Below are 13,577 nucleotides of genomic sequence, written 5' to 3'. Positions count from 1 at the left end.
CCGCCCGCGGGCGGCCCTTCTCATTGCCGGAAGGCGACGCTCAGGGCTGCTTGCGAGGGGCCAGTTCGGCCGCCAGGTCGTCCCACCAGAACTTCTCGTTCTTCGGCGCGAGGTCCGACAGTTGCGAGTTGGGCAGGCGGAACACGCGGCGCCCGGCGAGATTCACATCGGCCAGCACCGCCTTCTTGTAAGCCTGGTAGCGACGCTCGAACTCGCCGCTCTTGGCCAGCCGGCGCAGGCCATCCTCGACGCGCTCGGCGATCCGCGCGCCGGCCTCGGTCTTGGGCACGAAGAAGTAGCGTGGCATCGGGTAGGCCAGGATCAGGTTCTTCTCGATCGTGAGGTTCGGCAGCTTGTCGCGGTGCGCCTCCCACTCCGAGTAGATCTCGTTGACGCCGCGCGAGAACAGGTCGAAGCGGCGGATGCCCAGCATCTGGAACAGGCCTTCGTAGTTGTCGGCGATCACCAGCTTCATGTTGGCCGACTGCAGGATCTTCACGTCGGTCCAGGGCGAGGCCTGGCCGATGCTGAACTGGCGCAGGTCGTCCAGGGTCTGCACCTTGTCCAGGCGGGCCTGTGTCTCCGGCATGATCAGGAACAGGCGGTAGCCCAGCAGGCCCTTGTCGAGCGGGATCGGGATCGGCCGCAGGCGCGCCTCCAGGTCCAGGTTGGTGGCGCGCGCCACGATGTTCACCCGGCCCGCGTCGCCGGCCTCCAGCTCCGACACCGCGCGCTGGAAGTTCATCGGCGTGCCGTAAGAGGTCAGCTTGTAGTCGCCGTACTTGTCCTTGTTGGCCTGTAGCGCGGCCTCCAGCAACTCCCAGTAATAGGTATGGCGCTGGTCGTTGGCGTTCTCCGGCGGGGGGTGGATCAGGTGCAGCGGCTCCGCCGCCAGCGGGCTACCGGTGAAGCCCGCGCACAGGCAGGCCAGGATCAGGGCTCTGCGCAGGGTCCGGATTATGGTTGTCATGCAGACGCTCCGTTGCGTAATGGTTCAGCACTACTACTTTCGCACTATAGAACAAAGCGCCATGGCGACTCGATGAGGGTCTGCCCGCAGCCGCCGTGAGCCGCACCCGTCAGGGCTGCCCACTTCCCTGTAAAATCACGCACTTTCGTCTTTCACCCGGCTCGCGGCGATCGCCGCGGCGACACCATGAACTCGACACCTTCTTTCCAGGACGTGATCCTGCGCCTGCAAAGCTACTGGGGCAGCCGTGGCTGCGCCCTGCTGCAACCCTATGACATGGAGGTCGGCGCCGGCACCAGCCACACCGCCACCTTCCTGCGCGCGATCGGCCCCGAGCCCTGGCGCGCCGCCTACGTGCAGCCTTCGCGCCGCCCCAAGGACGGCCGCTACGGCGAGAACCCCAACCGCATGCAGCACTACTACCAGTACCAGGTGGTGCTCAAGCCGGCGCCCGAGAACATCCTCGAGCTGTACCTCGGCTCGCTCGAAGCGCTGGGCTTCGACCTCAAGAAGAACGATGTGCGCTTCGTCGAGGACGACTGGGAGAACCCCACGCTGGGTGCCTGGGGCCTGGGCTGGGAGGTGTGGATGAACGGCATGGAGGTGACCCAGTTCACCTACTTCCAGCAGGTTGGCGGCATCGACTGCAAGCCGATCACGGGTGAGATCACCTACGGCCTGGAGCGCCTGGCGATGTATCTGCAGGGCGTGGAGAACGTGTTCGACCTGGTGTGGACCACCTGGGAAGAAAATGGCCAGACCCGCGTGCTGAAGTACGGCGACGTGTTCCACCAGAACGAGGTGGAACAGTCGACCTACAACTTCGAACATTCGGATGCGGAATTCCTGTTTGTTGCCTTTGGCGCACATGAGAAGCAGGCCAAGCACCTGATGGAACAGAAGCTGGCCCTGCCGGCCTACGAGCAAGTGCTCAAGGCCGCCCACACCTTCAACCTGCTGGATGCGCGTGGCGCCATCTCGGTCACCGAGCGTGCTGCCTACATTGGCCGCATCCGTAATCTCGCGCGCAGCGTCGCGCAGAGCTACCTCGAATCGCGTGAACGCCTGGGCTTCCCGATGGCCCCGCGCGAATGGGTGGCCGACCTCCCCAAGAAGGAGGCGGAGTGAACATGAACAAGAATCTGCTCGTAGAACTCTTCGTCGAAGAGCTGCCGCCCAAGGCCCTCAAGCGCCTGGGCGAATCCTTCGCCAGCGTGCTGGCCGACAGCCTCAAGGCCCAGGGCCTGGCAGCGGCCGATGCGCTGGTGTCGTCCTTCGCCTCGCCGCGCCGTCTGGCCGTACTGGTCAAGAACGTGGCCGCCAAGGCTGCCGACAAGCCGGTGTCGCAGAAGCTGATGCCGGTTGCCGTGGGGCTGGACGCCAGCGGCAATGCCACGCCGGCCCTGCTCAAGAAGCTCGCCGCCCTGGGGGCCGACGCCAGTGTCGTGCCCAGCCTCAAGCGCGTGCCGGACGGCAAGGCCGAGGCGCTGTTCCTCGATAGCGTGCAGCCCGGCGTCGAGCTGGCTGCCGGCCTGCAGAAGGCGCTGGAGGATGCGCTCGCCAAGCTGCCCATCCCCAAGGTCATGGGCTACCAGTTGCGCGATGGCTGGACCACCGTGAACTTCGTGCGCCCGGCGCACAAGCTGGTCGCGCTGCATGGCGCCGAGGTGGTGCCCATCTCGGTGCTGGGCCTGCAGTCCGATCGCGAGACCCTGGGCCATCGCTTCGAGGCGGCGGTGACGCCGGTCGTGCTGCGCGATGCCGACAGTTATGCCGAACAGATGGAGCGCGAGGGCGCGGTGATCGCCTCCTTCGCCGACCGTCGTGCCGAGATCGCGCTGCAGCTCAAGGCTGCCGCCGAAAAGCTCGGTGGTGGGGTACAGCCGATCCACGACGACGCCCTGCTGGATGAAGTGACCGCCCTGGTCGAGCGCCCCAACGTGCTGGTCGGCCAGTTCGAGGAAGCCTTCCTGGCGGTGCCGCAGGAGTGCCTGATCCTCACGATGAAGGCGAACCAGAAATACTTCCCCTTGCTGGATACCACCGGCAAGCTGACCAACCAGTTCCTGATCGTGTCCAACATCCGCCCGGCCGACGCCAGCGCGGTGATCGGCGGCAATGAGCGGGTGGTGCGCCCGCGCCTGGCCGACGCCAAGTTCTTCTTCGACCAGGACCGCAAGAAGTCGCTGTCCGATCGCGTGGCCGGCCTGGCCAAGGTCGTGTACCACAATAAGCTGGGCACCCAGGGCGAGCGCATCGAGCGCGTGCGCGCGATCGCCGCCGCCATCGCGGCGCGCCTGGGCGTCGATGCGGCTGCGGTGGATACCGCCGCCAAGCTCGCCAAGGCCGACCTGCTGACCGACATGGTCGGCGAGTTCCCCGAGCTGCAGGGCATCATGGGCGGCTACTACGCCAAGCACGACGGCCTCGGCGACAGCGTGGCCGATGCCATCGAAGACCACTACAAGCCGCGCTTCGCCGGCGACGAGCTGCCGCGCAATGCCGTCGGCATCGTGGTGGCGTTGGCCGACAAACTTGAGACGCTCGTGGGCTTGTTCGGCATCGGCCAACTGCCCACCGGCGACAAGGACCCCTTCGCGCTGCGCCGCCATGCGCTGGGCGTGATCCGCATGCTGATCGAGCGCGACCTGGCATTGCCACTGGGTGAGTTGCTGACCGACGCGGCCAAGCCCTTCGGTGCGCTGATCACCGATGCGTCTGCCGCGCTGGCCGACTTCATCTACGATCGCCTCGCCGGCAGCCTGCGCGAGCAGGGCTACTCGGCGCAGGAGGTCGATGCCGTCGTGTCGCAGCGGCCGCAACGCCTGACCGACATCGCCAAGCGCCTGGCCGCCGTGCGTGCCTTCGCCGCGCTGCCGGAGTCGGCCGCGCTGGCCGCTGCCAACAAGCGCGTCGGCAACATCCTGAAGAAGGTCGAGGGCGAGGTGCCGCAGGCAATCACGCCGGCCTTGTTCAAGGAAGCCGCCGAGCAGGCGCTGGCCGAGGCGCTGGAAGCCGTGGTGCCCAAGGCGGATGCGGCCTTCGCGGCCGGCGACTACACCGCCTCGCTGCAGGCCCTGGCGGCCTTGCGTGGTCCGGTGGATGCCTTCTTCGACGGGGTGATGGTGAATGCCGAGGATGTGGCGCTGCGCAACAACCGCCTCGCCCTGCTCGCCCGCCTCTACAATGCGATGAATCGCGTGGCCGACCTGGCCAAGCTCTCCGCCTGACGGAACCGCATGAAGCTGATCATTCTCGACCGCGATGGGGTCATCAACTACGACTCGGCACAGTTCATCAAGTCGCCGGACGAGTGGAAGCCCATTCCCGGCAGCCTGGAAGCCATCGCCAAGCTGGAGGAGGCGGGTTACCGCGTGGTGATCGCCACCAACCAGAGTGGCGTCGGCCGCGGGCTGTTCGACATGGACACGCTCAATGCGATCAACGACAAGATGATCCGCATGGTCGGGCAGGCGGGGGGGCGCATCGACGCCATCTTCTTCTGCCCGCACCCGGCCGATTCGCCTTGCGAGTGCCGCAAGCCCCGGCCGGGCATGTTCCTGCAGATCGCCGAACGCTTCAACGTCGACCTCAAGGGGGTGCCGACCGTGGGCGACAGCCTGCGCGACCTGCATGCCGGCATCGCGGTGGGCTGCACGCCCTACCTCGTGCTGACCGGCAAGGGCACCAAGACCGCGCTCGATCCCCAGCTTCCGATCGGCACCAAGATTTTTCCCGACCTGGCGGCCGTCACGGCCTTCCTGCTGGGCAACAAGGCCTGAAGATGATTTTCCTGCGTTCCACGTTCTACATGCTGGTGATGACGGTGGTGACCACCGCCTATGCCACGCTGATGGTGCTGACCTTCCCGTTCAAGATTCACACGCGCTACCGCATCATCTCGCGCTGGGCGTGCTGGATCGCCATGCCGATGACGCGCCTGCTGCTGGGCATCGACCACAAGGTGATCGGGCGGGAGAACCTGCCGGCCGGCCCGGCGGTGATCCTGTCCAAGCACCAGTCGGCCTGGGAGACCATTTCCTTTCAGGAAATCTTCCCCCCGGTGGCCTATGTGCTGAAGAAGGAATTGCTGCGCATTCCCGGTTTCGGCTGGGGCCTGGCGCAGATGCCGATCATTTCGATCGATCGCTCGGCCGGCAAGGATGCCCTGAAGCAGGTGCTCGATCAGGGCAAGCAGCGCCTGGCCGAAGGCTTCTGGGTGGTGGTCTATCCCGAAGGCACGCGCGCCGCGATCGGCACCGCCAAGCGCTACAAGGTCGGCGGTGCGGCATTGGCCGTCGAGGCGGGCGCGCCAGTGGTGCCGGTGGCCCACAACGCGGGCGAGTTCTGGCGCCGCAATGCTTGGCTCAAGTGGCCCGGCGTCATCACGGTCAGCATCGGGCCGGTCATCCACACGCAAGGGCGCGCGGCAGAAGAAGTCAATGCCGAGGTCGAAGCCTGGATCGAGGGCGAGATGCGCCGTCTGTTCCCCCATCACTACCGCGGCGAGGCCGCGGCGGCGGCGCAGCCCGCCGGAGCCGCCGCACGTTGACGGGCATGCGTAGCCTGCTGCGCCCGCCCTCCGACAAATCGGTCAGCGAGACGCGCAGCATCGAACTGGAAGGGCGGGAGGTCAGTTACACCCTGCGCCGCAGCCGGCGCCGCACCCTGGGCCTCACCATTGACCGGCGCGGTCTGACCGTGGCGATCCCGTTGCGGGTGACGATGCGCGAGACCGAGGGCTTCCTGCGCGAGCGCGGCGAGTGGATCATCGAGAAGCTCGACGAATGGGCGCAGCGCCCGGTGCCACCGACTCTGGTGGTCGTCGATGGCATGCAGATCTCGGTGCTGGGCCGGCCCTGCACGGTGCGCCTGCTGGCCGGTGCCAATCGCGCGCAGTGGATCGAGGGCCTCGATTCGCGCGAGCTGCGCCTGCAACTGCGCGGCGGCGCGGATGCCAAGACGCAGTTGCTGCGCGCGCTACACCAGTACGCACTGAATTACTTCCGCGGCCGCGCCGAGGAATACATCTGGCTGCTGCAGCAATTCGCGCCGGGCACTGAGCTGCCACCGGTGCGCCTGACCAATGCGCGCACCCGCTGGGGGAGTTGCAGCCGCATCGGTGGCATCCGCCTCAACTGGCGCCTGATCCATCTGCCTTCGGCGCAGATCGACTACGTGGTTGCGCACGAGATGGCGCACCTTCTGGAAATGAACCATTCCGACCGTTTCTGGGCGGTGGTCGAGCGCCTGTGCCCCGACTACGAGTCGGTGCGTCATGCGCTCAACCTGTCGAGCCGACACATCCCGGCCTGGTAAGCCCAGGCCCCATCTTCAAGGAGTACCCATGCGCATTCTGCATACCATGATCCGGGTCGGCGACCTGGACCGTTCCATCCAGTTCTACTGCGACGTGCTGGGCATGCACGTGATCCGCAAGTCCGACTATCCCGAGGGTAAGTTCACCAACGTGTTCGTCGGCTACGGCAGCGAGGAGGAAGGCGCCGTCATCGAGCTGACCTACAACTACGGCGTCGACAAGTACGAGATCGGCACCGGCTTCGGCCACATCGCCCTGGCGGTGCCGGACGCCTATCAGGCCTGCGCCGACATCAAGGCGCGCGGCGGCGTGGTGACGCGCGAAGCCGGCCCGATGAAGCACGGCACGACGGTGATTGCCTTCGTGCAGGATCCGGATGGCTACAAGGTGGAGCTGATCCAGCGCGGGACCTTGTAACGTCCGTCTGCGCGGAGCCTTCCCCTCTCCCGGGATCGGGAGAGGGTGGCGCGTCAGCGCCGGGAGAGGGTGAAAAAAGGCCGGGATGTCCCGGCCTTTTCATGGGGTGTGTGCGGTGTTCAGGGGCGTAGGGCGGAACGCCGCAGGCGGTTCCGCCAGCCGTCCGTAGGACGGCCAGCTCTTACCGCTGCACCCATCGCATGCATGCCGCCTGGCGGCGGCTGGCGGAACGCCCTTCGGGCTTCCGCCCTACGGCAGGCGCGATTCGCTGGCGAACAGTTCCTCGACCGTCTCGCGGCGGCGTGCCACGAAGACCTCGCTGCCATCCACCAACACCTCGGCCGCGCGCGGCCGTGTGTTGTAGTTGGAGCTCATGGCCATGCCGTAGGCACCCGCCGAGAGAATCGCAATCAGGCTGCCCTCGGCCAGCGCGAGCGGTCGGTCGTGGCCCAGGAAGTCGCCGCTCTCGCAGATCGGGCCCACGATTTCGTAAGCTTGCGCGGGCGTGGCGGCCGGCTGCACCGCCACCATCTCGTGGTAGGCGTCGTACAGCGCGGGACGGGCGAGGTCGTTCATGGCCGCGTCGACGATGGCGAAGTTCTTCGTCTCGCCGTGCTTGAGGTATTCCACTTTGGTCAGCAGCAGGCCGGCATTGCCGACCAGCGAGCGGCCCGGCTCGAAGCTCAGTTGCTCACGACGATGCGCGAAGATCTTCAGCAGCGGGCCCAGGTAGTCGTTCGGGGTGGGCGGTGCTTCGTCGCTATAGCGGATACCCAGGCCGCCGCCGAGGTCGATGTGTTCGAGCGCGATGCCTTCGTGTTCGAGTTGCTCCACCAGGCCCAGGATCTTGCCGGCGGCTTCCTGGATCGGCGCCGGGTCGAGCAGTTGCGAGCCGATGTGGCAGGCGATGCCGCTGATGTGGATGTGCGGCAGCGCGGCGGCCTTGCGGTACAGCGCCAGCGCTTCGTCGAAGGCGACGCCGAACTTGTTCTCGCGCAGGCCGGTCGAGATATAGGGATGGGTCTTCGGGTCTACGTCCGGATTGACGCGGAAGGCGATCGGCGCACGCTTGCCCAGCTCACCCGCCACCGCGTTCAGTCGGTCCAGCTCGCTGGCCGACTCGATGTTGAAGCAGCGGATGTCGGCCGCCAGCGCCTGGCGCATCTCGGCTGCGCTCTTGCCCACGCCAGAGAACACCACCTTGTCGGCGGTTCCGCCTGCCGCCAGCACGCGGGCCAGCTCACCTCCGGAGACGATGTCGAAGCCGGCGCCGAGGCGCGCGAACAGACTCAGGATGGCGAGGTTGCTGTTGGCCTTCACCGCATAGCAGACCAGGGTATCGCGGCTGGCCACGGCGGCTTCCCAGGCGCGGTAGTTGGCTTCCAGCGCGGCGCGGGAATAGACGTAGGTCGGCGTGCCGAAGCGCGCGGCGATATCGGCCAGCGGAACGGCTTCGAGTTGCAGGCCTTGCTGGCCGTTGCTGAGGGTGGTGATGGGGTAGGTGGTACGGCTCATGGTGTGGGAGTGCTGGCGGCGGGGGCCGAGGCATCGGGTTTGGCGGCTGCGGGGGCTTTGCTACTATCAGGCGCTGAGGCGGCTGGCAACGGCGTCGTCGGTGCAGGCCGGGGCGTGGGCAGGTACAGCGGACCCTTGATGCCGCAGGCAGAGAGGACGAGCAGGCACAGGCAGGCCGGCAGAATGAAGCGCATGGCGCGGGTCATGTGCGGAAAAACGAGCATGGTAGCAAAGGAGTTCCCCCTTCATGGACGAGAAAGCGTTTCTTGATCTGGCCGACGCCGAGATGGTGCGTCTGGAGCGTGTGCTGGAGTCCGCCTTCGCGGCGGCCGGCGTGGATGCCGACCTGGAGCCCAAGCCGGGCGGTATTCTCGAGATCGAGTTCGACAACGGCAGCAAGATCATCATCAACCGCCACCAGGCCGCACGCGAGATCTGGGTGGCGGCGCGCGCCGGCGGTTTCCACTTCAAACCGCAGGATGGCGCCTGGCTCAACACGCGCGACGGCGAGGCGCTGAGCGTCCTGTTGTCGCGCGTGGTGTCGGAGCAGGCGGGCGTGCCGGTCCGCCTAGTCTGAGTCGTTGCCGGGCAGGGCCTCCGGCGCGGACTGCTCGGCCGGCAGATGTTCCTGGTACATGAAGTCGGGCTCGCCGCCATCGCGTTGCACGGTCAGCAGACCCTCAGGCATGGGGCTGGGGGATTCGGGCACGCCCTTGAGCGCGCGCTCCATGTAACCGATCCACACCGGTAGTGCCAGCGCGCCGCCGGTCTCGTTGGACCCCAGCTTGCGCGGCTGGTCGAAGCCTACCCAGGCCACGCCCACCAGGCCCGGTTTGTAGCCGCAGAACCAGGCGTCCAGGTATTCGTTGGTCGTCCCGGTCTTGCCCGCCAGGTCGCCACGCCCCAGCGATAGCGCCTTGGCGCCGGTACCCCGGCGCACCACGTCGCGCATCATGATGTCCATCAGATAGGCATTGCGCGGGTCCAGTACGCGCTCGGCCTGTTGGCCGGCCACCACCGGCTCGACGCGCGCCACAACCTGCCCGCGTTCGTCGCGCATCTCCTTCACCAGGAAGGGCTGGATACGATAGCCCCCGTTGGCGAACACCGCGTAGGCCGAAGCCATCTGCCAGGGCGTCACGGCACCGGCGCCAAGCGCCATCGTCAGGTAGGGCGGGTGCTTGTCGGCATCGAAACCGAAGCGGGTAGACACATAGTCCTGCGCGTACTTGGGGCCGATCGCGGCGAGCAGACGAACGGCAACCAGGTTCTTGGATTTCGCCAGCGCGGTGCGCAGGCTCATCGGTCCATCGTACTTGCCGTCGTAGTTTTGCGGCGACCATTCCTGGCTGCCGGTCTCGCCGGCAGAGAAGGTGATCGGCGCATCATCCATGATGCTGCCCGGCGTATAACCTTTCTCCACCGCCGCCGAGAAGATGAAGGGCTTGAAACTGGAGCCGGGCTGGCGCCAGGCCTGGGTGACATGGTTGAACTTGTTGCGGTTGAAATCGAAACCGCCCACCAGGGCGCGCACCCCGCCATTGTTGGCATCCAGCGCGATGAAGGCGCCTTCCACCTCCGGGGGTTGTGCCACCGCCCAGCCCTTCGCGTTCTTGATCAAGCGGATCACCGCGCCCGGCCGCACGCGTTTCTGTGCCGGTGCGTTCTCGGCAATCATCGGCAGCGCGAAGCGCAGCCCTTCGCCGCTCACCGTGACCGCCTCGCCCGAGCGCAGGTAGGCCCGGATTTCCTTGGTCGAGACACGCAGCGCAATGGCCGCGCGCAACTCGCCCTGGTCGAGATAGGGCTCGATCAGATCCTCCAGCGCGTCGTCCTGCTCGTCCTTGATCGCCTTCAGATCGACGTAGGCCTCCGCGCCGCGGTAACCGTGGCGTCGTTCATAGTCGATCAGGCCGCGCCGCAGCGATTCGTATGCCGCCTCCTGCTCTGCCGCGCGCAAGGTGGTGATGACGGTGATGCCACGCGTATAGGCCTCTTCCTTGAACTGCTCATATGCCATCTGGCGTGCCATCTCGGCTGCGAACTCGGCATGCACCGTGATTAGTGGCTGAGTGCCGGCCTGACCCTTGCCGATCGCCAGCTTGAGCGGCTCCTTCAATGCCTTCTGGGCCGCTTCGTCGGCCAGGAAACCCAGTTCCTGCATGCGCCGTAGCACATAGTGCTGACGTAGCTGCGCACGCTCCGGGTTGACCACCGGGTTGTAGGCCGAGGGTGCCTTGGGCAGGCCGGCCAGCATGGCGGTCTCGGCAACGGTCAAGTCCTTCAATTGCTTGCCGTAATAAATTTGGGCTGCCGCACCGAAACCATAGGCGCGCTGGCCGAGGTAAATCTGGTTGAGATAAAGCTCCAGGATCTGCGCTTTGCTCAAGCTCTTTTCAATCTTGATCGCCAGCAGGATTTCGTAGAGCTTGCGCGCGTAGGACTTTTCGCGCGTGAGGTAGAAATTGCGTGCGACCTGCATCGTGATCGTGCTGCCGCCCTGCCGACGACCGCCGCCCAGCACATTGAGCACCGTGGCCCGGGTGAGGCCGGCAAAATCGACCCCGCCATGCTCGAAGAAGCGGTCGTCTTCCGCGGCGAGCACGGCATGTTTGAGGGATTCCGGCACGTCCTTGAAGGCCACGAAACTGCGCCGCTCTTCGCCGTACTCGCCGATCAGCGCACCGTCCTCCGTATAGATGCGAAGTGGAATGCGGGGCTTGTACTCCGTCAGTGCGGCCAGGTCGGGCAACTGAGGCCAGGCGAAGGCGATCGCCACGGCGGCGATGGCGAGGCCCGCCAGGGCGAGGCCGAAAACGGAAGCAAGCAGGAGCAGGAAGAAACGTGAACGCATATTTGGCCTATCTAGTCTGCAGACGATTATATGTTGGGCCTCCGCTGAGTAGCCCCGCCTACCGCTCGGCGCCGATTTGCTTTACAGATTCTTCACCTTACTGCTAGGATTTAAAGTAATTTGTTGTTATTGCGCATAAGTCGCTGATTTAAAACAACTTTCAAAGGACGGCTACTCGTGATTGATTTCGCTGCCTTGTTCGGGGGAAAAGGCCGACCGTTGGTCGGTCTGGATATTTCCTCCTCGGCGGTCAAGATGGTCGAGCTTACCGAGGCCGGTTCCAACCAGTACCGGCTGGAGCGCTACGCGATCGAGCCGCTGCCCCGGGATGCCGTCACCGACGGCAATATCGCCAGTCTGGACGGCGTGGCGGACGCTATCCGCAAGGCCTGGAAGCGCCTTGGGACCAGTACGCGCAGTGTTGCGCTGGCTCTGCCGTCCTCCGCTGTCATTACCAAGAAGATCAACCTGCCGGCCGGCCTGCGTGAGCTGGACATGGAAGTGCAGGTCGAATCGGAAGCCAACCAGTACATTCCCTTCGCCATTGAAGAAGTGAACCTCGACTTCCAGGTGCTGGGCCCGGTTGGCAATGGGGCTGACGAAGTCGAAGTCATGATCGCCGCCTCACGCAAGGAGAAAGTTGAGGATCGCGTGGCCGCCGCCGAGTCCGCCGGACTCAAGGCCCTGGTAATGGACGTCGAGTCCTTCGCTGCGCAGTCGGCCTTCGGCTTGATCTGCAGCCGCCTGCCGGATGGAGGCAAGGGCAAGGTCGTGGCCCTGGTCGATGTCGGTGCCAATGCGATGAAGGTCACGATCTTCCGCGACGAAACGGTCCTCTATTCGCGCGAGCAGGCCTTTGGCGGCTACCAGCTGACGCAGGACATCATGCGCAACTACGGCATGAGTGCCGAAGAGGCCGAGGCAGCCAAGCGCGCCAACAGTCTGCCCGAGAACTATGAGCATGATCTCCTCAAGCCCTTCATGGACAGTCTCGGGCTGGAAGTGTCGCGTGCCCTGCAGTTTTTCTTCACTTCGACCCAGTTCAACCAGGTCGACATGATCGTGCTGGCCGGTGGGTGTGCCGTCGTGCCCGGGCTGGATCAAATCGTCGCCAGCCGGACTCAGGTCACCACCCAGGTCGCCAATCCGTTCCAAGGCATGGCCCTGTCGCAACGCGTGCGGCCGCGCAACCTGGCAACTGAAGCCCCGGCCCTGATGGTGGCGTGCGGGCTCGCCATGCGGAGGTTCGACGCATGATTCGCATCAACCTCCTCCCGCATCGCGAAGAAGCTCGCAAACTCAGGCGCCAGCAGTTCTATACCCTGGCTGGCCTGATGCTCCTGTCGGCCATCGTCATTGCCTTCGTCGGCTATACCCTGGTCCAACGCCAGATCGAGGCGCAGGACTCCAACAACGACTACATCAAGCGCGAGATCGCCAGTCTCGACAAAGAGATTGCCGAGATCAAGCGATTGCGGGAGCAGACCCAGGCGCTGCTGTCGCGTAAGCAGGTCATTGAGTCCTTGCAGGCAAACCGGGCCGAGACCGTGCGCGTGTTCAACGAGCTGGCGAAGCAGACGCCCGAGGGCGTCTACATCAAGACGATCAAACAGACCGGCTTGTCGCTTCAGCTCATCGGTTACGCCCAATCCAATGCGCGTGTGTCCCAGTACATGCGTAATCTCGATTCCTCTCCCGTGCTGGAGAAGCCCAATCTCATCGAAATCAAGGCGGCCGATGTAAATAAGCGCCGTGTGAGTGAGTTCAACCTCACGATCCAGATCGAGCGCGCGCCAGTCGAGACGACGGGTGACGGCAAGCCTGCGGAGAACAAGCCATCGTGAAAACGCCCAGCATCAATTTTAAGCGTGTCGCGGAAGACTTCCGTCAGCTTGATCCAAACGATCCTGGCCTGTGGCCCGTCGTGCCTCGCATCGTCGTGCTTGCCGCCATTCTCGTGGCGGGTTTGGCTGCGGCGTGGTGGTTTGTATGGAATGACCAGCTGACTGAACTCGAGCAGAAACAGCAGGAAGAGCAGCGTTTGAAGGATGATTGGCTCAACAAGAAGCGGCAGGCCGTCAATCTTGACGAGTACAAGAAGCAGTTGGCGGAGATCGACCGTCAGTTCGGCGCCTTGCTGAAGCAGCTTCCCAATCGTTCCGAGATGGAATCGCTGCTGATGGACGTGAACCAGGCGGGCCGGGGCAGGGGGCTGCAGTTCGAGCTATGGAAACCGGGCGCCGAGAACATCCGTGAATTCTATGCGGAGCTTCCCATCGCCTTGCGGGTGACGGGCAGCTATGCCGACTTGGGCACCTTTGCCAGCGATGTGGCCAAGCTGCCCCGGATTGTGACCTTGGGCAACATGAGCATCGCGCAGGAAAAGGATGGCTCACTGAAGATGGATGCCCAGGCCGTCACGTATCGCTACTTGGACGAGGAAGAAGTGGCCAAGCAGCGGCGTGAAAAAGCGGCCAAGGACGCCAAGAAATAGTTTGCGA

General features: G+C 65.0%; 14 protein-coding genes. 10 read left to right on the top strand and 4 right to left on the bottom strand.

All coding sequences use genetic code 11. The features are described from left to right. Positions 1-40 precede the first annotated feature (40 nt). On the bottom strand, positions 41-970 hold the full coding sequence (locus tag NMB43_RS19375; RefSeq protein WP_494349813.1) for a hypothetical protein: 930 nt from the start codon (positions 968-970) through the stop codon (positions 41-43). Positions 971-1,156: 186 nt separating this feature from the next. Here NMB43_RS19375 and glyQ point away from each other — a divergent pair, with 186 nt between their 5' ends. Genes glyQ through gloA form a run of 6 tightly spaced genes read left to right on the top strand, consistent with a single transcriptional unit; the run spans position 1,157 to position 6,707 of the window. Continuing rightward, positions 1,157-2,098: a glycine--tRNA ligase subunit alpha gene (glyQ, locus tag NMB43_RS19370; RefSeq protein WP_494349812.1), complete on the top strand. Its 942-nt coding sequence runs from the start codon at positions 1,157-1,159 to the stop codon at positions 2,096-2,098. Positions 2,099-2,100: 2 nt separating this feature from the next. Beyond that, positions 2,101-4,200 carry a glycine--tRNA ligase subunit beta gene (gene glyS, locus NMB43_RS19365; protein ID WP_494349811.1) on the top strand — a complete coding sequence of 700 codons (2,100 nt, stop codon included), beginning with the start codon at positions 2,101-2,103 and terminating at the stop codon, positions 4,198-4,200. 9 nt (positions 4,201-4,209) lie between these two features. Then, entirely contained in the window at positions 4,210-4,752 is a 543-nt protein-coding gene (gene gmhB / locus NMB43_RS19360; RefSeq protein ID WP_494349810.1) for a D-glycero-beta-D-manno-heptose 1,7-bisphosphate 7-phosphatase, read from the top strand. A gap of 2 nt (positions 4,753-4,754) precedes the next feature. Next, on the top strand, positions 4,755-5,522 hold the full coding sequence (locus NMB43_RS19355; protein WP_494349809.1) for a lysophospholipid acyltransferase family protein: 768 nt from the start codon (positions 4,755-4,757) through the stop codon (positions 5,520-5,522). 5 nt (positions 5,523-5,527) lie between these two features. Further along, a complete protein-coding gene (locus tag NMB43_RS19350; protein ID WP_494349808.1) occupies positions 5,528-6,289 on the top strand; it encodes a M48 family metallopeptidase in 762 nt (253 codons plus the stop codon). A gap of 28 nt (positions 6,290-6,317) precedes the next feature. Beyond that, on the top strand, positions 6,318-6,707 hold the full coding sequence (gene gloA / locus NMB43_RS19345; protein ID WP_494349807.1) for a lactoylglutathione lyase: 390 nt from the start codon (positions 6,318-6,320) through the stop codon (positions 6,705-6,707). A 249-nt stretch (positions 6,708-6,956) separates the two neighbouring features. Here gloA and lysA read toward each other — a convergent pair whose 3' ends face one another. Continuing rightward, positions 6,957-8,222 (bottom strand): diaminopimelate decarboxylase, encoded by a 1,266-nt coding sequence (lysA, locus tag NMB43_RS19340; protein WP_494349806.1) that lies wholly within the window; start codon positions 8,220-8,222, stop codon positions 6,957-6,959. Beyond that, the gene (gene lptM / locus NMB43_RS19335; protein ID WP_494349805.1) at positions 8,219-8,416 is read right to left on the bottom strand and encodes an LPS translocon maturation chaperone LptM; all 198 of its coding nucleotides are present in this window, start codon (positions 8,414-8,416) and stop codon (positions 8,219-8,221) included. The genes lysA and lptM overlap by 4 nt, the downstream gene beginning before the upstream one ends. A gap of 53 nt (positions 8,417-8,469) precedes the next feature. On the opposite strand from lptM, the gene cyaY reads away from it, so the two are divergent. Continuing rightward, positions 8,470-8,799, top strand: a complete 330-nt coding sequence (gene cyaY, locus NMB43_RS19330; protein ID WP_494349804.1) for an iron donor protein CyaY — start codon at positions 8,470-8,472, stop codon at positions 8,797-8,799. Here cyaY and NMB43_RS19325 read toward each other — a convergent pair. Continuing rightward, positions 8,791-11,076, bottom strand: a complete 2,286-nt coding sequence (locus NMB43_RS19325; protein ID WP_494349803.1) for a penicillin-binding protein 1A — start codon at positions 11,074-11,076, stop codon at positions 8,791-8,793. The two genes, cyaY and NMB43_RS19325, sit on opposite strands and share 9 nt — an antisense overlap. Positions 11,077-11,253: 177 nt before the next feature. On the opposite strand from NMB43_RS19325, the gene NMB43_RS19320 reads away from it, so the two are divergent. The 3 genes from NMB43_RS19320 to NMB43_RS19310 are packed head-to-tail and all read left to right on the top strand — an operon-like array spanning position 11,254 to position 13,570. Beyond that, on the top strand, positions 11,254-12,333 hold the full coding sequence (locus tag NMB43_RS19320; RefSeq protein ID WP_494349802.1) for a pilus assembly protein PilM: 1,080 nt from the start codon (positions 11,254-11,256) through the stop codon (positions 12,331-12,333). Beyond that, positions 12,330-12,920, top strand: coding sequence for a PilN domain-containing protein (locus NMB43_RS19315; protein WP_494349801.1), 591 nt, complete (start codon positions 12,330-12,332; stop codon positions 12,918-12,920). The genes NMB43_RS19320 and NMB43_RS19315 overlap by 4 nt, the downstream gene beginning before the upstream one ends. Beyond that, positions 12,917-13,570, top strand: a complete 654-nt coding sequence (locus NMB43_RS19310) for a type IV pilus inner membrane component PilO (protein WP_494349800.1) — start codon at positions 12,917-12,919, stop codon at positions 13,568-13,570. Before NMB43_RS19315 ends, NMB43_RS19310 begins: the two co-directional genes overlap by 4 nt. The last annotated feature ends 7 nt before the right edge of the window (positions 13,571-13,577 follow it).

Source organism: Uliginosibacterium sangjuense (genome assembly GCF_059132465.1).
Note: the sequence above shows the minus strand (reverse complement) of the source record. Positions and strands in the feature narration are given on the sequence as shown.